We start from the raw sequence: 16383 nt of genomic DNA, 5'->3' as shown, positions 1-16383 counted from the left end.
TGCCGTAAATGGAAGGGGATCGCACGGGACGGGCCGTGCCGATTGACGATTCCGAGCGGTTCCGCATAGTTAGCGGGCGGTAAACGCCGTTCGGAAATGCACGTAAAACTCATTTTGGACGTAGTTTCCCGCGAATTCCCCTTTCATCCCCGACCCCTTTGGGCTAATAGCGATTCCATTCACTGGAACGATCATTTCCCGCGCCGAAAGGGGGCGTACCGGGCCATGCTCACGCACGGCACCGGGAGGAGAAACGCGTTTGTAATTTTGGGGACGCTACGTGTCGGCACGGCCGCACAGCTACAGGGGGCAGGGCTTTTCGCTACGCGGCGAGAAGAACCGATTCGTGCTGCCCCCTGCGTTCCGCAAGGTGGTGCGCGAATCGTCCGATGACGCACGCATCCTGTGCCTCGCCAAGCATGAACGGTGGGATTGCCTGACCGGATTTGGCCTCTCGCGCATGGACGAGCTGGAGATACAGCTCGACCGGGAGGAAGAGCGCGCCCTGCGGATGGACCGCGAATTCGACCGCGATACACGCTCGGCGCAGCTTTACGGCTTTCTCGAAATTCCTTTCGACGAATCGGGCCGCTTCATCATGCCCGACCATCTCATCGATCTCGCCCGGATCGAAGGCGAGCTGTTCTTTCAGGGCGGCGGCGCGTTCTTCACCTTGTGGAACCCGGCGCGCCTGTTCGAAATGGGCGACGACTGGACCGCGGCGAAGGCGGCGTGCGAGTCGCTGCGCGGCGATGCGGCCAAGCCGAAGCGGGGGCGCAAGTGAGCGTTGCTGCAAACCATGACGCGCCCCACGTGCCCGTCCTGCTCGACGAGGTGATCGCGGCGTTGCAACCGCTCGCCAATGCGGTGGTGATCGATGCGACCTTCGGCGCGGGCGGCTATACCCGTGCCTTGCTGGCGGCGGGGGCGACCGTCCATGCCTTCGACCGCGACCCGACCGCCATCGCCGCGGCGCGCGACTGGCCGGAAACGGCGGGCGATACGCCGCGCCTCGTCCTCCATCCGCGCCGCTTTTCCGAAATGGCCGATGCCATGCGCGAGGCCGGCGTGCGCCACGTCGACGGCGTGGTGATGGACATTGGCGTGTCCTCCATGCAGCTCAATCAGGCGGAGCGCGGCTTTGCCTTTTCCGCCGACGGCCCGCTCGACATGCGCATGTCGCGGGAGGGGGAAAGCGCCGCCGATTTCGTGAATAGTGCGGAGGAAGGCGCGATCGCCGACGTGCTGTATCAATATGGCGAGGAGCGGCAGTCGCGCCGTGTTGCACGCGCCATCGTCGCGGCCCGCCCATTGGAAACGACGGGTGCGCTGGCCGATATCGTGCGCAAGGCGCTCGGCTTCAATCGCAACGATCGCCGCGCCAACGCCCCGAAGGATCCCGCTACCCGCAGTTTTCAGGCGATTCGGATCCATGTGAATGCCGAGCTCGACGAATTGCGCCGCCGCCTTTGCGCTGCGGAAGATTTGCTGAACGAAGGGGGGCGGCTCGCCGTGGTCAGTTTCCATAGCCTTGAGGACCGCATCGTGAAGCATTTCCTGCGCGATGCGTCCAATACGGGCGCCGCGCCGTCGCGCCACATGCCCGCGACGGACGACGCGCCAAGCGCCGTGTTTGCAAAGCCTGCCAAACCCGTCCGGCCGGGCGATGTGGAGCTGGCGCGCAATCCCCGCGCCCGTTCCGCCGTCCTTCGCGCCGCCACCCGCACCGCCGCCCCCGCCCGCCCCGCATCGCAGAGGAACACCGCATGACCGGCCCCATGATCAGCCGCAATCGCACGCAGGCCATGATGTGGAGCGCCGCGGTGCTGGTGACGCTGGCCGTGTGCTTTGCGTTGATGTTGCAGGTGAAGGGCGTGAAGAGCGACATCGCCGCGACCGAGCGGCAGATCCTGCAGACGAAGCAGGAGCTGATCGTGCTCGAAACCGAGTTTCAGACCCGCGCGCGGCAACAGCAGCTCGTCCGCTGGAACGAGGTCGAATTCGGCTATGTCGCGCCCAAGGCGGACCAGTTTTTCGAAACGCGGCAGGAGCTCGCCATGCTGGGCAAGCCAGTCGATGTCGTCGCCCCGGCGCCGATGCGCATGGCCGATGCGGAGGATGCGGCGCGCGATGCCGGCGAAGCGGGCGAAGCACCCGTCCGCATGGCCGCCGCCGACAATGCCGCCGCGCCGATCGGCATGATGCGGCAACTGGTCGCGCGGGATAACGCGCGTGGGCCGGGCGCGGCAAAGGCCAAACCCACCCGCGTCGAACCGTCGAGCCTCCCCGCCATTCCGGCAGGCAAGGCCGTCACCCCGCGCAATTTTGCCGAACGCTTCGACCTCGACGCCGTTCTGGCCAAGGCGGAAGGAGCCGATTGATGGCCACGGCGCCGCTCGGCTACGGGGCGAATTTCGAACCATCGCGGGAATTTTCGGGCGGGAGCAAGGCGAACGGCGCGCATGGCGAAATCCATGCCGCGCCCCCGCCGGCGAGCCGGGGCAACATCCGCACGACCGCCCTGCGCCAGGCGCGGCAACGCATGGCGTGGATCGCGTTTTTCTTCGCCATGTTCACCGCCGTGCTGTTGCTGCGCGTCGCGGTGCTGGGCTTTTTTGAAAGCGACGGCGTGCCCGTGCGCGCGGGCGATGCGCTGCTTCCCGATCGGGGGCAGATCACCGACCGTAACGGCGTCCCGCTGGCGCGCGATTTTCAATCCTATGCGCTCTGGTTCAATCCCAAGGCGATGGAGGGCGGTCCGCCATTGACCCGGCCCGCCGCCGAAATCGCGAAAAAGCTGGTCGCGATCTTTCCCGACATGGACGAGGCGGACCTGACCCGGCGGCTCGCCTCGGGCAAGGGGCAATATCTGCGCCGCCGTATCCTCCCCGCAGAGGCCACGAAGGTGTTCGCCATTGGCGAGCCCGCGCTGAACCCGCCCGAAGAGCCCAGCCGCTATTATCCCGAAGGCAATCTTGCCGCGCATGTGCTGGGCTATGTCGCGTCCGACGGCAAGGGGCGCGTCGGCATGGAGCAGGTGTATGACGCGCAGCTGTCCGACCGGGCGACGCGCGGCACGCCCGTGCCGCTTTCGATCGACGCGCGGGTGCAGGCCGCGCTCGAGGATGAACTCATGCGCGGCATTGGCGAGGCGCAGGCCCTGGGCGCGGCGGGCATCGTGCTCGACGTCGATACGGGCGAGGTGATCGCGCTCGCCTCGCTTCCCTCCTTCGATCCGAACAAGATCGACGAGGAGGGCATGAAGCTGATGTTCAACCGGGTCACGAACCAGGTCTACGAACTCGGCTCCACGTTCAAGCCGCTCGCCGTTGCCGCCGCGATCGACGCGGGCACGGTCACCAATCTGGCGCGGCGTTACCCGGCCGGCCACGGGCTTCGCGTCGGGCGCTTCACCATTCGCGACAGCCACTCGCTCGGCGCGAGCCTCAACGTGCCCGAAGCCTTGATGCATTCCTCCAACATCGTCACGGCGCAGATCGCGGACGAGCTGGGGTCGAAGCGCATGAAGGCGAAGATGGAGCTGCTCGGCTTTAACGAGCGGCCCCGGATCGAACTTCCGGCGCGCGGCTTTCCCATCTGGCGGAGCGGGGAATGGCCGCGGCTGACGACGATGACGGTCGCCTATGGCCACGGCATCGCGGTGACGCCGCTCCATCTCGCCAGCGCCTATGCCGCGATGGTGAACGGCGGCATCTGGCGCCCGGCGACCCTGCACAAGCTCGCCCCCGGCGAAGCGCCCAAGGGCCGCCGCGTGTTCAAGGAAGCGACGAGCGCCCGCATGCGGCAGATGCTGCGCATGATCGTGGTCGACGGCACCGGGCGCAAGGCGGAGGCACCGGGCTTCCGTCTCGGCGGGAAGACGGGCAGCGCGGAAAAGCCGACCGATGGCGGCTATGCCCGCACGACGCTGGTGACGACCTTTGCCTCCGCCTTTCCGATGGACAATCCGCGCTATGTCGTGATCACCATGTTCGACGAGCCGAAGGGCACGCCCGCCACCTCGTATCAACGGACCGCGGCATGGAATGCGGCGCCCGCCGTCGGTCGGCTCGTGCCGCGGATCGGCCCGATGCTGGGCGTGTATCCGGAAGAAAACCGCGACATCGACCTGTCCGACCTGATGCCGCTGGTGGGGGGAGCGCATTGATGCGGTTGAATACGCTACTCGAACGTGCGGGATACGAACCGGTCGCGGGCGAGACGCAAGTCACCGGCTTTGCCATCGACAATCGCAAGGTCGCCAAGGGCAGCGTCTTCGGCGCGTTCCGGGGCAGCGCCGCCAATGGCGAGGATTACATCCCGCATGCGATCGCGGCGGGTGCGGTCGCCATCGTCGCCCGGCCCGAGGCCCACGTCGACGGCGCGATCCACATCGCCGATGCGGAGCCGCGCCGCGCATTTGCCCGGATTGCGGCGGGCTTTTTCCGCCCCACGCCGCAGACCGTCGTCGCCGTGACCGGCACCAATGGCAAGACATCGACGGTGGAAATGACGCGGCAGATCTGGCGCATGTGCGGCTTTTCCGCGGCGTCGATCGGCACGCTGGGCGTGACGACGCCGGACGAATCGGTGTCGACCGGCCTGACCACGCCGGACATCGCGACCTTCCTGTCGAACATGACGGGCCTCGCGCGCGAGGGCGTCACCCATGTCGCGTATGAGGCGTCGAGCCACGGCCTCTCCCAATATCGCAACGAAGGCCTGCCGGTTGCGGCGTGTGCCTTTACCAATCTGTCGCGTGACCATCTCGATTATCACGCCGACATGGACGATTATTTCGCGGCCAAAATGCGCCTTGTCGAAGAGGTCGTCGACGATGGCGGCGCCGCGGTCGTGTGGATGGACGATGGCAAGAGCGCGGCCGTCGCGGACCGGGTGCGGCGGCGCGGATTGCGGCTCTTCGCGGTGGGTGAGAACGGGGATGGCGGCGATGACGGGGGCGGGGGGATCCGCCTCCTGTCGCGCACACCGACCGAGCTGGGGCAGGAGCTTGCCATCCTGCACGATGGACAGGAACGCACGATCCGCCTTCCGCTGATCGGCGCGTATCAGGCGGCGAATGCGCTGTGTGCCGCAGGTCTGGCCATCGTGACGGGCGGGAAGGACGGTCCGGGCGCGGCCCAGGTGTTCGATGCGATGGGGCGCTTGCAACCGGTGCGTGGACGGCTCGAACGCGCGGCGATCAACCGGGCGGGCGCGCCGGTCTATGTCGATTACGCCCACACGCCCGACGCGCTGGAGGCCGCGATTGCCGCGCTTCGCCCGCACGTGTCGGGGCGGCTCATCACGGTGTTCGGCGCGGGCGGCGACCGCGATACCGGAAAGCGCGGACCGATGGGCACGGTTGCCGCACGCGCCAGCGACATCGCCATCGTCACAGACGACAATCCGCGCGGCGAAGACCCCTCCGCCATCCGCGCCGCGATTCTTGCCGGCGCCGATGAAGGGATCTTGCGCGAAGTCGCGGGCCGGCGCGAGGCCATCGCCGCCGCCATTGGCGAGGCCGGGCGGGGCGATATCGTCCTCATCGCCGGGAAGGGCCACGAGCAGGGACAGATCCACGGGCGCGGCGAGGCGCAGCGGATCGAACCGTTCGACGACGTTACCGTAGCAAGGGAGTGCGCAGCATGAGTGGTGCATCCAAGGTCAGCATACGCCCCGTCCCCTCCGCCACCCGTGCGCAGATCATTGCGGAAACGCACGGCCTCGCCGACAAGCCGCTCTGGCGCGCGCAGGCGGTGGCAAGTTCGGTCGGCGGGCAGTTGATCGGCGATTTCGCCGCAACCGATGTCGCCACCATCGCGGACGATGTGGAGCAGGGCACGCTTTATTTCGCGCGAGGCCACATCGATGCGCAGGCCGCACGGGCCAAAGGCGCCGCCGGCATCGTCACCACGCAGCGGGTGCAAGGCCCGCATATCCTCGTCGACGAAACGGGGGAGGCCCTGTCGCGGCTCGCGCGCGCGTCGCGCAACCGGGCGCGCGGTACGGTCATGGCGATCCTCGGCTTTACCGGCGGCGCGGTGGCCGATGTGCTGGGCCGCGCGCTCAAGCTCGCCAGCCGGGGCACAAGCTGGACGAGCGACACGGCACAGGGGCTCGACCTCGCGCTATGCCGGATGGCGGCGGATCGCAGCCATGCGCTGTTCGGGATCGACGGCGTCGCTGCTCCCGAAGTGCTGCGGCCCCATCTCGTCATTCTCGGGCCGGGCACAGGCCGCGAGGCCGGCCGCCGCGCCGCCGCTTCGGTCGAGGCGGGCGGCGCCGCCGTCCTACCCGCCGACCATCCCGATTTTGCACGCTGGCGCGCCGCGGCGATGGACGCGGGCGCCGCGGTCACCGGCTATGGCCGCCGGGCGAGTGCCGACATTCGCCTGCTCGATGGCGTGGCCGGACCGTTTGGCGGGACGCTGCTCTCGGTTGAAATCCATGGCCGTCCGCTGTGCTATACCATCGCCGACAGCGCCGATGCCGATGCCACGATGGCGGTTATCGGCGCGATGCGTGCGGCGGGTGCATCGCTCGGCGCGGCGGCGATGACGCTGGCCGACGATGCCTTTGCAGGCAAGGCTTCGGGGGGCGGCGCGTCCGGGGGCAGGGCGGGCTGAACCATGGCACGGCGGGCCATTTCGATCCCGCCCCGATCCGCGCGCGCCGCGCCGCGTCGGGGAAACCGGACAACAGGGTTCTTCACAAGCGGCACCCAATCGCCCATGGCATTATCGCAGGTCGCGTGCGCCGGCCTTGTGGACATTGCAATCGCGCCGACCCGGTTCGCCGGTGCGCCAAGGGAATTTCAATGCTTTTTCTGATTGCCGAGTGGCTGAATTTCGAGGGGCTGGCCAATCTTGTCCGGTACCAGACATTCCGCGCCGGAGCCTGCCTTCTCACCGCGCTCGTGATCGGGCTGGTGATGGGGCCGCGCTTCATCAACATGCTCCGGTTGAGCCAGGGCAAGGGGCAGCCGATCCGCCTCGACGGGCCGCAGACGCATCTGGCCAAGCGGGGCACGCCGACGATGGGCGGGCTGCTCGTGTTGATCAGCGTGACCGTCTCCATGCTGCTGTGGATGGATTTGCGTTCGTTTCTGGTGTGGGCGTGCATCGCGGTGACCGTGGGATTCGGGTTGATCGGCTTCCTCGACGACTGGGACAAGGTGCGCAAATCGAGCCACGCGGGCGTCCCCGGAAGGGTGCGGCTGGCGGGGGAATTTCTCATTGCCGGGATCGCGGCATGGCTGATCGTGCGCGATACCAGCCTTTATTTGCCCTTCGTGACGTTCGGTATTCCGCTGGGCCCGCTTTATTACGTGTTCGCCGCCTTCGTCATCGTCGGCGCGGGCAATGCGGTGAACCTGACCGACGGGCTCGACGGGCTGGCCACGATGCCGGTCATCATCGCGGCGGGCACGTTTGCGATCATCGCCTATCTCGTCGGGCGGACCGATTTTGCCGCCTATCTCGGCATTCCGTTTGTGGAGGGCGCGGGCGAGCTTGCCATTCTATGCGCCGCGATCATCGGCGGGGGGCTTGCGTTCCTGTGGTTCAATGCGCCGCCTGCCGCCGTGTTCATGGGCGATACGGGTTCGCTCGCGCTGGGCGGGGCGCTCGGCACCATCGCGGTGGGCACGCATCATGAGGTCGTGCTCGGCATCGTCGGCGGGCTTTTCGTGCTGGAGGCCGCGTCGGTCATCATTCAGGTGTTCTGGTTCAAGCGGACGGGCAAGCGCGTCTTCAAGATGGCGCCGATCCACCATCATTTCGAGCAGAAGGGGTGGGCCGAATCCACCGTCGTCATCCGTTTCTGGATCGTGGCCATCGTGCTGGCCGTGATCGGGCTTGCGACGTTGAAACTGCGGTGAGCGGGGGCGCCGCCTCGATCCTGTCGCCGCAGGTTTTCGCCGGGCGTCGCTATGCCGTGCTCGGCCTTGCGCGCAGCGGGCAGGCGGCGGTGCGCACCCTGCTCAATGCCGGGGCGCATGTGCGGGCGTGGGACCGGGACGCGGATGCGCGCGACGCCGCGATGGCGGCAAGCGACGGGCGCGTCGAACTGGGCGAGATGGACGCGGGCACGCTTGCCGGGTTCGACGGGATCGTCGTATCGCCGGGCGTGCCGCTCAACCGTCATCCCATTGCCGGGATCGCGCAGGAGGCCGGCGTACCGCTCATCGGCGATATCGAGCTTTTCGCGCAGAACCGCGCCGCGATGCCGCCGCACAAGGTCGTCGGCATTACCGGCACCAACGGAAAATCCACGACGACCGCGCTGGTGCAGCACATGCTCGACACCGCGGGCATCGCCGCGCGGATGGGCGGGAACATCGGGATTCCCATCCTCGCGACCGAGGCGCTTTCCGAAGGAGGCGTCTATGTGCTCGAACTGTCGAGTTACCAGATCGACCTCACCCATTCGCTGGCGTGCGATTGCGCCATGCTGCTCAACCTGACGCCCGATCATCTCGACCGGTACGACGACGGTTTCGCAGACTATGCCGCGGCGAAGGCCCGCCTTTTCGAGATGCAGGGCGGCGCGGGCACGGCGATTGTCGATGCGCGGTCGCTGCGCACCATCCCGCAGGTCGCGCAGGCGCTCGCCGGGCGCGCGCCCACCGTGATCGAGGATGTCGCGATCCCGTCGCAGCAGTCGGACTGGCCCGCGCTGCAGGGGCCGCACAACCGGGCCAATGTCGCGGCCGCGACCGCCGCGGCGCGGGCATGCGGGCTGAACGATGCGGACATCGCGCGCGCCCTGGCCAGCTTTACAGGCTTGCCCCACCGGATGCAGCGTGTCGCCGACATTGGCGGCACCGTGTTCATCAATGACAGCAAGGCGACGAACCCGGCCTCCGCCGCGCCGGCGCTCGCCGCCTTCGCGCCGCGGGAGGGGCGGCCCCGCATCCACTGGATCGTCGGCGGGCTGGCCAAGGGGGACGCGCTGGAGGAATGCGCAGACTGGCTGCACCACGTGGCCGCGGCCTACACCATTGGCGAGGCGGGCGAGATGTTTGCCGGTCTTCTGTCGCCGCACGTCCCCGTCACGCGGGCGGAAATGCTGGGCCAGGCTGTCCATGCCGCCGCCGCCGCCGCCGCGCCGGGCGATGTCGTGCTGCTGTCGCCCGCATGCGCGAGTTTCGACCAGTTTCGCGATTACGAAAAGCGCGGCGAATGCTTCATTCAGAACGTGCGTTCGATCGAGGAGGCGAGACAGCAGCCATGAACGTGACCCCTCATTTCGAAAGCGGCCAGTTCGCGGGCGAGACGCGCGGCGTCCATATCGCCCGTAAATCGAACCGGTACCGGCGCGGGCGCCGCCGCGAACTCGCCATCTGGTGGCGGGAGATCGACCGGGTGCTGCTCGGCATTGTCGCCGCGCTCATGATCGCGGGCATCATCGCGGTCGCGGCCGGTTCCGCCGCCAGCGCAGAGCGGCTTTCGACCGCGCGCAAGACATTGCCCGATCTCTATTTCTTCTGGCCGCATGTGCGCTGGCTCGTGCTGGGCGCGGGGGTGATGGCGGCGACTTCGATGATGCCGCGCGACCTTGCCCGCCGTTTCGCCATCGTGCTGGCGGCGGGGATGCTGGCACTGCTGGTGCTGGTGCCGTTCGTCGGGGCGGAGGTGAACGGGGCGCGCCGCTGGATCAATGTCGGCGCCTCGTTTCAGCCGAGCGAGTTCTACAAGCCGGCCTTCGCGCTTGCGCTGGCGTGGATCCTGTCGTGGAAGGTGCGCGACCCCGGTCTCCCGGTGATCGCGGCGTCGGGGGCGTTGTTGCTGCTCTCGGTCGGATTGTTGATGCTGCAACCCGATTTCGGCGCGGCGATGCTGCTTTGCGGGGTGTGGTTCGTGCTGGTGCTGTGTGCGGGCATGCCGTGGCGCCATATCGGACTCGCCGTCGGGGCGATCGGTTCGATCGTCGGGCTCGCCTACATGTTCTACGACAATGCGCGGCACCGCATCGACGCTTTCCTCGAAGGGGGGGAGGCCTTCAGCCAGGTCGATCTCGCCAGCAAGACGATGCTGTCGGGCGGATGGTTCGGGCGCGGATTGTGGATGGGGGAGCGCAAGAATTCGCTGCCCGAGGCGCATACCGATTATATCCTGTCCGTGATCGGGGAGGAGTTCGGCCTTGTGTCCGTGGCGGCGATTTCGCTGCTGTTTTGCGCGCTGGTGGTGCGGGTGCTGTGGCGGCTCCGGGACGAGGATGATCTTTTTGCCGTGCTCGGCGGGACGGGGCTTGCCGCCCTGCTTGGCGGGCAGGCGTTCATCAATATCGCCGTCAATCTTCAGCTTTTCCCGTCGAAAGGCATGACGCTGCCATTGATCAGCTATGGCGGTTCGTCGATGATTGCCCTGTGCCTCAGCATCGGTCTGCTGCTGGCGGTGACACGCCGCAATCCGTATCTGGGGCGCGACGGTTTCAACGCGTTGCAAGGAAGGCGCAGGACATGACGAAGGCTTCGCGCCACTACGTGCTGGCCGCGGGCGGAACCGGCGGGCATCTCATCCCCGCCTTCGCGCTCGGCACCGAACTTATCGGGCGGGGACACCGGGTCGCGCTCATCACCGACGAACGCGGCGCGGCCATCCCCGGCATGCCGCATGCGATGAAGGCCCATGTCCTGCCCGCGGGGCGGATGGATGGCGGCATCCTCGCGAAGATAAAGGGGATTGGCGCGATCCTGTCGGGGCGCAAGATGGCGCTGCGCCTGTTCCGCGAATTCGAACCGTCGGCGGTCGTCGGCTTTGGCGGCTATCCCGCATTGCCGGCGCTGCTGGCCGCGCAATCGGCCCGCATCCCGTCGATCATCCATGAACAGAACGCGGTGCTGGGGCGGGTGAACCGTTTCCTTGCCCGCAATGCCAATATCGTCGCGACCGCTTATGAACAGGTCGACCGCATGCCAAAGGGCGCGGGCGCGCGGGCCGAACTCGTCGGCAATCCGGTGCGCGGGCCCGTGCTGGACCTGCGCAGTCAGCCCTTTCCCGCATATGCCGAGGACGGGGCGTTGCGCATCCTCGTCACCGGGGGGAGCCAGGGTGCGCGCGTGCTGTCGCAGGTGGTGCCGGACGGGTTGGCGCAATTGCCGGACGCGCTGCGGCGCCGGCTCCACGTGACGCAGCAATGCTTACCGGAGGATATGGAGGCGGTGCGCGACGCCTATGCCGCGCATGGCATCACGGCACAGCTCGGAACCTATTTCGAGGATATGGCCCAAAGGCTCGCCGATGCGCATCTGTTCATCGGACGCGCGGGCGCATCGACGATTGCGGAGCTGACCGCGGTGGGACGCCCCGCGATCCTCGTGCCGCTGCCTATCGCGACCGACGATCACCAGGCCGCCAATGTGCGCGACATCGTGGCCGCCGGCGGCGCGCGGTCGATCCGGCAGCCGCAATTCACGCCCGCGGAACTGGCCGCGCAGGTCGCCGACCTTGCGCGTACCCCGGAAACGCTCGCCGCCGCCGCCCATGCCATGTGGAATTGCGGGCGCCCCGACGCGGCAAGCGATCTTGCCGATCTGGTCGAAGGGTTCGGCGGCGCACCGCTCATGGATGTGATCCGCATGAAACAGCCCGACGCGCGCGGCGAAATGCGGGGGATGCGCGCATGAAGGGCGTCGGCACAGACATCGGCACCATCCATTTTGCAGGGATCGGCGGAATCGGCATGTCCGGCATTGCCGAGGTCATGCACAACCTCGGCTATGACGTGCAGGGTTCGGACATTTCCGAAGGGCACGTGATCGAGGGGCTGCGCAAAAAAGGCATCCCGGTGATGATCGGGCAGAAAGCGGAAAATGTCGCGGGCGCCGCCGTGCTCGTCACCTCCACCGCGATCCGCCGCAACAATCCGGAAGTTGTCGCCGCGCTCGAAAACCGGATCCCTGTGGTCAGGCGCGCCGAAATGCTGGCCGAGCTGATGCGATTGAAACGCACCGTCGCGGTCGCCGGCACCCATGGGAAGACGACGACGACATCGATGGTCGCCGCCCTGCTCGACGCCGGGGGTGTGGACCCCACCGTCATCAATGGCGGCATCATCAACAGCTACGGCTCCAACGCGCGCGTCGGCACCAGCGAATGGATGGTGGTGGAGGCCGATGAAAGCGACGGCAGCTTCCTCCGCCTCGACGGGACGATCGCGGTCGTCACCAATATCGACCCCGAACATCTCGACCATTACGGCAGCTTCGACAATGTGAAGAACGCCTTCGTCGAATTCATCGAGAACGTGCCGTTCTACGGCGCCGCCGTGCTGTGCCTCGACCATCCGGAGGTGCAGGCGATCCTGCCGAAGATCCGCGACCGCCGCGTCGTCACCTATGGCTTCAGCGCGCAGGCCGACATCCGCGGCGAGAACGTGACCCCGGTGCCCGGCGGCAATCGGTTCGACGTCGCCATCCGCCACCGCGACGGCAGCGCCGAACGGATCGAGGGCATCGAATTGCCGATGCCGGGCCGCCATAATGTGCAGAACGCGCTGGCCGCGATTGCCGTCGCCGTCGAAATGCAATGCCCGTTCGAAACGGTGCGCGACGGGTTTGCCCGGTTCGGCGGGGTCAAGCGACGCTTTACCAAGGTGGGCGAGATCGCGACCGGCGGCGAACCAGCGATCGTGATCGACGATTACGGTCACCACCCGGTGGAAATCCGCGCCGTGTTGTCCGCCGCGCGCGAAGGGGCGACGGGCCGGGTGATCGCGGTGGCGCAGCCGCATCGCTACTCCCGCCTGCGCGACCATATGGAGGAGTTTCAGAGCGCCTTCAACGATGCCGACATCGTCTATGTCACGCCGGTCTACGCCGCGAGCGAGGAGCCGATCGAGGGCGTGGATGCCGATGCGCTTGTCGCCGGGCTGAAGGATCGCGGCCATCGGCAGACCTCCGTGGTCGAGGATGCCGATGCACTCGCCGCAACGCTTGCCGGCGTTGTCGAGCCGGGCGACATGATCGTGTGCCTGGGCGCGGGGGACATCACCCGCTGGGCCGCGGGGCTGGCCGATGCCGTTGCGGCGCAAAGGGGCGCGTGATGGCGGATCTGGTCGCGCATGCGGGTCGTCTCGATATACGGCTGAATGGCGGGGCGTTCGCCATCGATGCGCCGCGCGGGAAATTGCGCGCGATGGCGCCGCTCGCCAAATATACCTGGTTCAAGACGGGCGGACCGGCCGAATTGCTGTTCGAGTAGGCCGATGTTGACGATCTGTGCGAATTCCTCGCCGCGCTGCCCGGCTGGGTGCCGGTGATGGGAATTGGCCTCGGCTCCAACATGATCGTGCGCGATGGCGGCGTGGACGGCGTCGTCGTGCGGCTGGGCAAGGCCTTCGCCGAGGTGGAGGCGCTCGACCCCACGACCCTGCGGATGGGCGGCGGGACGAGCGGCATTCTGGCGGCGAGCAGCGCCCGCGATGCGGGCATTGCGGGCATGGAGTTCCTGCGCGGTATTCCCGGCACGGTCGGCGGGTTCGTGCGGATGAACGGCGGCGCGTATGGGCGCGAGGTGGCCGATATTTTCGTCGCATGCGATGTCGTGCTGCGCGATGGGACATCCGCCACGTTCGGTCCCGGTGACATGGGCTATCGCTATCGCCATTCCGACCTGCCCGATGGCGCGATCGTCACTGCCGCGACGTTCCGCGGCACGCCGGGCGACCCCGATGCCATTGGCGACGAGATGGACCGCATCGCCGAAGCGCGCGAAAACAGCCAGCCTTTGCGCACCAAAACCGGCGGGTCCACGTTCAAGAATCCCGACGGGCACAAGGCCTGGCAACTCGTCGATGCGGCGGGGTGCCGCGGTCTCGCCATCGGCGATGCACAGGTGAGCGAGAAGCACACCAATTTCCTCATCAACACGGGCGAGGCGACGAGCCGCGACATCGAAATGCTGGGCGAGGAGGTGCGCCGCCGGGTCAAGGCGCATTCGGGCGTGACGCTGGACTGGGAAATCCGCCGCGTCGGCCGTTTCGCGGGCGAGCCGGTGGAGGCGGGGGCATGAGCACGACCATCCGCCGCGGCGGAAAGGGCGTGCGCCGCGCCGCCGCCGCCAAGGGCAAGCGCAAGGCCGTCAACACGGCAAAGGCGCGCACCGGGGGGGCGGCCGATGCGATCATGCGCGTGCTGCCCGTTTCCGAACGCGGCTTGCAGAAATTCTTTCAGCTGCTGATCGCGGCGGCGCTCGCCATCGCGGCATGGGGGCTGGCCGTCCTGCTCGGCGTGCCCGAGATGATCCGCGCGCGCGTGGCCGATGCGGCGGACAGCGCCGGTTTCGCCGTGCACCGGATCGAGGTGCGCGGCGTGAACCGCATGGACGAGCAGGCGATCTATGCCAAGGCGCTCGCCGCGCGCAACGTGCCGATGCCGCTGCTCGATCTCGACAGCCTGCGCGCCGATCTGGTCGCGCTGCCCTGGGTGCAGGATGCGCGCGTGTCGCGGCAATTGCCCGATGCGCTGGTGATCGACGTGGTGGAACGCAAACCGCATGCCGTGTTGCGCCAGGGCGAGGAATTCGTGCTCATCGATCCCGCTGGCCACAGGCTGGAGCCGGTGCCGCGGGGCCGGGCGGAGAAAATGCTCGTCCTGTCGGGCGAGGGGGCGGAGGATCGGGCGATCGACCTTGCGCAATTGCTCGACATCGCGCCCGCGCTCAAGCCGCAGGTGCGCGGCGCGGAATGGATCGGCAACCGGCGCTGGAACCTGACCTTCGCGACCGGGCAGGTGCTCGCCCTGCCCGAAGGGGACGAGGAGGCGCGCGATGCGCTCGTCACCTTTGCGCGCGACGACGGCACCAATCGCCTGCTCGGCGGGCAGGTCGCGGTGTTCGACATGCGCGCGCCCGACCGCACCTACATGCGCGTGCCGGGCCGGGCGAAGGCGCAGGCCGAGCTTGCCGCGGAACGCGCGCGCGACGCGGACGGAGGCTGAACCCGCCGTGCCCGCACCGCGTATCGAAAAGATTTTCGCCGCCATCAATATCGGCAGCTTCCGCATCTCCGCCATGATTGCGGGGCTGACCGGCGATGGCGAGATGATCGTGCTGGGCTCGGGCCACCGCGCCGCCGACGGGATCCGGCGCGGCTATGTCACCGACATGGACGCAGCGACCCATGCGGTGCGCGATGCGATCGAACGCGCCGAACGCGCCGCCGACGTGCAGGTCGATGCGGTGTGGATCGGATGCGCCAATGCCGGCCTCACCAGCGCCATTCGCGAGGTGGATATCGAGATCGGCGGACGCCGGATCGAGCAGGACGACATCGATTACCTGCTGCTCGATGCGCGCGATCAGATCATTCCCGAAGCGGGTGAGCAGCGCGCCGTGCTCCACGCGCAACCGGCGTTCTACGTCCTCGACCAGGCGCAGGGCGTCGCCAATCCGCGCGGGCTTCATGCCGATACGCTTTCGGTCGCGATCCACGTGATGGAGGCGGAAACCGGCCCGCTGCGCAATCTGATGGAGGCGGTACAGAGCGCGCATCTCGAAGTCGCGGGCGTCGTCGGTGCCGCGGTCGCCAGCGGGCACGCCTGCCTCACCGAGGAGGAGCGCGACCTCGGCGTCGCGGTCATCGACATGGGGGCGGAGGTCACGCATATTTCCGTCCATGCGGGCGGGATGCTCGTCGGCATGGACGTGCTGCCCTATGGTTCGGGCGACATCACCGATGCCGTCGCCTCCGCCTTCGGTATCCGCCGCGCGCAGGCAGAGCGGCTGAAATGCGTCTATGGTTCGGCGATCGCCAGCCCGACCGACAACCGCGAGATGATACCGTTGTCGGCGGACAGCACCGGCCGAGGGGAGATGATCCCGAGGGCAGAGCTGATCTCGGTCATCACCGGGCAGCTGGCCCGATGGACCGACGATGTGTCCAAGGCGCTGAAATCGCTGGGCTTCGTGGCCGGGCGGGGAAGCAACGGGCGGCAGATCGTGCTCACCGGCGGGGGTGCGGAACTGGCCGGACTTGCCGATTATGTGCAGCAGGCGCTGGCAAAGCCCGTACGCACGGGCCGCGCGCCGGCGATGACCGGCCTGCCCGAGGCCCATGCGACGCCCGGATTTGCGAGCCTTGCCGGGCTGGTGCTGCATGCGGCGGCCGATCCTGTGGACATACGCGCGCACGGGTCGGTCGGCGATGGGGCCAGGGGCGGCGGGCGCAACCTGCTCGCGCGGATGGTGCGCGCGGTGCGTGAATATTTCTGAGGGCGGATGGCGGGGCCGGTCCGCCCTTCGCGACGGAGCGGGGCAGGCGCGCGACAAAGGCACGCCGTGCTGCTTTTTGGGGTGTGGAAATCTGCATTATCCCTTTGCCCCGATGAATTGTTCTGTGCCAAAACCCCGCCATAATTTTGCCAGCCTTAAATTTTGA

General features: G+C 67.7%; 13 protein-coding genes and 1 pseudogene. All 14 read left to right on the top strand.

The features are described from left to right. Positions 1-280 precede the first annotated feature (280 nt). The gene (locus tag JD971_RS03230; RefSeq protein WP_202085894.1) at positions 281-784 is read left to right on the top strand and encodes a division/cell wall cluster transcriptional repressor MraZ; all 504 of its coding nucleotides are present in this window, start codon (positions 281-283) and stop codon (positions 782-784) included. Continuing rightward, on the top strand, positions 781-1770 hold the full coding sequence (gene rsmH, locus JD971_RS03225) for a 16S rRNA (cytosine(1402)-N(4))-methyltransferase RsmH (protein ID WP_202085893.1): 990 nt from the start codon (positions 781-783) through the stop codon (positions 1768-1770). The genes JD971_RS03230 and rsmH overlap by 4 nt, the downstream gene beginning before the upstream one ends. Next, a complete protein-coding gene (locus JD971_RS03220; RefSeq protein ID WP_202085891.1) occupies positions 1767-2381 on the top strand; it encodes a hypothetical protein in 615 nt (204 codons plus the stop codon). Before rsmH ends, JD971_RS03220 begins: the two co-directional genes overlap by 4 nt. Positions 2382-2542: 161 nt before the next feature. Then, the gene (locus tag JD971_RS03215) at positions 2543-4168 is read left to right on the top strand and encodes a penicillin-binding protein 2 (RefSeq protein ID WP_202087293.1); all 1626 of its coding nucleotides are present in this window, start codon (positions 2543-2545) and stop codon (positions 4166-4168) included. Beyond that, positions 4168-5652, top strand: a complete 1485-nt coding sequence (locus JD971_RS03210; protein ID WP_202085889.1) for a UDP-N-acetylmuramoyl-L-alanyl-D-glutamate--2,6-diaminopimelate ligase — start codon at positions 4168-4170, stop codon at positions 5650-5652. Before JD971_RS03215 ends, JD971_RS03210 begins: the two co-directional genes overlap by 1 nt. Continuing rightward, on the top strand, positions 5649-6629 hold the full coding sequence (locus JD971_RS03205; protein ID WP_202085888.1) for a hypothetical protein: 981 nt from the start codon (positions 5649-5651) through the stop codon (positions 6627-6629). The genes JD971_RS03210 and JD971_RS03205 overlap by 4 nt, the downstream gene beginning before the upstream one ends. Before the next feature lie 191 nt (positions 6630-6820). Then, the gene (gene mraY, locus JD971_RS03200; protein WP_202085887.1) at positions 6821-7882 is read left to right on the top strand and encodes a phospho-N-acetylmuramoyl-pentapeptide-transferase; all 1062 of its coding nucleotides are present in this window, start codon (positions 6821-6823) and stop codon (positions 7880-7882) included. Beyond that, positions 7879-9237 (top strand): UDP-N-acetylmuramoyl-L-alanine--D-glutamate ligase, encoded by a 1359-nt coding sequence (gene murD, locus JD971_RS03195; protein WP_371809706.1) that lies wholly within the window; start codon positions 7879-7881, stop codon positions 9235-9237. Before mraY ends, murD begins: the two co-directional genes overlap by 4 nt. Continuing rightward, the gene (locus tag JD971_RS03190; RefSeq protein WP_202085886.1) at positions 9234-10469 is read left to right on the top strand and encodes an FtsW/RodA/SpoVE family cell cycle protein; all 1236 of its coding nucleotides are present in this window, start codon (positions 9234-9236) and stop codon (positions 10467-10469) included. The genes murD and JD971_RS03190 overlap by 4 nt, the downstream gene beginning before the upstream one ends. Beyond that, complete coding sequence (gene murG / locus JD971_RS03185; RefSeq protein WP_202085885.1) at positions 10466-11632, top strand: undecaprenyldiphospho-muramoylpentapeptide beta-N-acetylglucosaminyltransferase; 1167 nt, start codon at positions 10466-10468, stop codon at positions 11630-11632. Before JD971_RS03190 ends, murG begins: the two co-directional genes overlap by 4 nt. Next, positions 11629-13050 carry a UDP-N-acetylmuramate--L-alanine ligase gene (gene murC / locus JD971_RS03180; protein WP_202085884.1) on the top strand — a complete coding sequence of 474 codons (1422 nt, stop codon included), beginning with the start codon at positions 11629-11631 and terminating at the stop codon, positions 13048-13050. The genes murG and murC overlap by 4 nt, the downstream gene beginning before the upstream one ends. A gap of 92 nt (positions 13051-13142) precedes the next feature. Next, a pseudogene (gene murB, locus JD971_RS03175) lies at positions 13143-14018 on the top strand (UDP-N-acetylmuramate dehydrogenase). Beyond that, positions 14015-14944 carry a cell division protein FtsQ/DivIB gene (locus JD971_RS03170; protein ID WP_202085883.1) on the top strand — a complete coding sequence of 310 codons (930 nt, stop codon included), beginning with the start codon at positions 14015-14017 and terminating at the stop codon, positions 14942-14944. Before murB ends, JD971_RS03170 begins: the two are co-directional and overlap by 4 nt. A gap of 7 nt (positions 14945-14951) precedes the next feature. Continuing rightward, the gene (ftsA, locus tag JD971_RS03165) at positions 14952-16217 is read left to right on the top strand and encodes a cell division protein FtsA (RefSeq protein ID WP_202085882.1); all 1266 of its coding nucleotides are present in this window, start codon (positions 14952-14954) and stop codon (positions 16215-16217) included. The last annotated feature ends 166 nt before the right edge of the window (positions 16218-16383 follow it).

This window comes from Croceicoccus sp. YJ47 (assembly GCF_016745095.1).
In the GTDB taxonomy this organism is placed as follows: Bacteria; Pseudomonadota; Alphaproteobacteria; order Sphingomonadales; family Sphingomonadaceae; genus Croceicoccus.
This window is presented reverse-complemented; position numbering and strand designations above follow the sequence as displayed.

What these genes read in the sequence shown, in the direction of transcription:
- JD971_RS03220 (WP_202085891.1), top strand. Translation starts at nt 1,767, where the DNA reads ATGACCGGCCCCATGATCAGCCGCAATCGCACGCAGGCCATGATGTGG.
- JD971_RS03215 (WP_202087293.1), top strand. Translation starts at nt 2,543, where the DNA reads ATGGCGTGGATCGCGTTTTTCTTCGCCATGTTCACCGCCGTGCTGTTG.
- JD971_RS03210 (WP_202085889.1), top strand. Translation starts at nt 4,168, where the DNA reads ATGCGGTTGAATACGCTACTCGAACGTGCGGGATACGAACCGGTCGCG.
- JD971_RS03205 (WP_202085888.1), top strand. Translation starts at nt 5,649, where the DNA reads ATGAGTGGTGCATCCAAGGTCAGCATACGCCCCGTCCCCTCCGCCACC.
- mraY (WP_202085887.1), top strand. Translation starts at nt 6,821, where the DNA reads ATGCTTTTTCTGATTGCCGAGTGGCTGAATTTCGAGGGGCTGGCCAAT.
- JD971_RS03190 (WP_202085886.1), top strand. Translation starts at nt 9,234, where the DNA reads ATGAACGTGACCCCTCATTTCGAAAGCGGCCAGTTCGCGGGCGAGACG.
- murG (WP_202085885.1), top strand. Translation starts at nt 10,466, where the DNA reads ATGACGAAGGCTTCGCGCCACTACGTGCTGGCCGCGGGCGGAACCGGC.
- murC (WP_202085884.1), top strand. Translation starts at nt 11,629, where the DNA reads ATGAAGGGCGTCGGCACAGACATCGGCACCATCCATTTTGCAGGGATC.
- JD971_RS03170 (WP_202085883.1), top strand. Translation starts at nt 14,015, where the DNA reads ATGAGCACGACCATCCGCCGCGGCGGAAAGGGCGTGCGCCGCGCCGCC.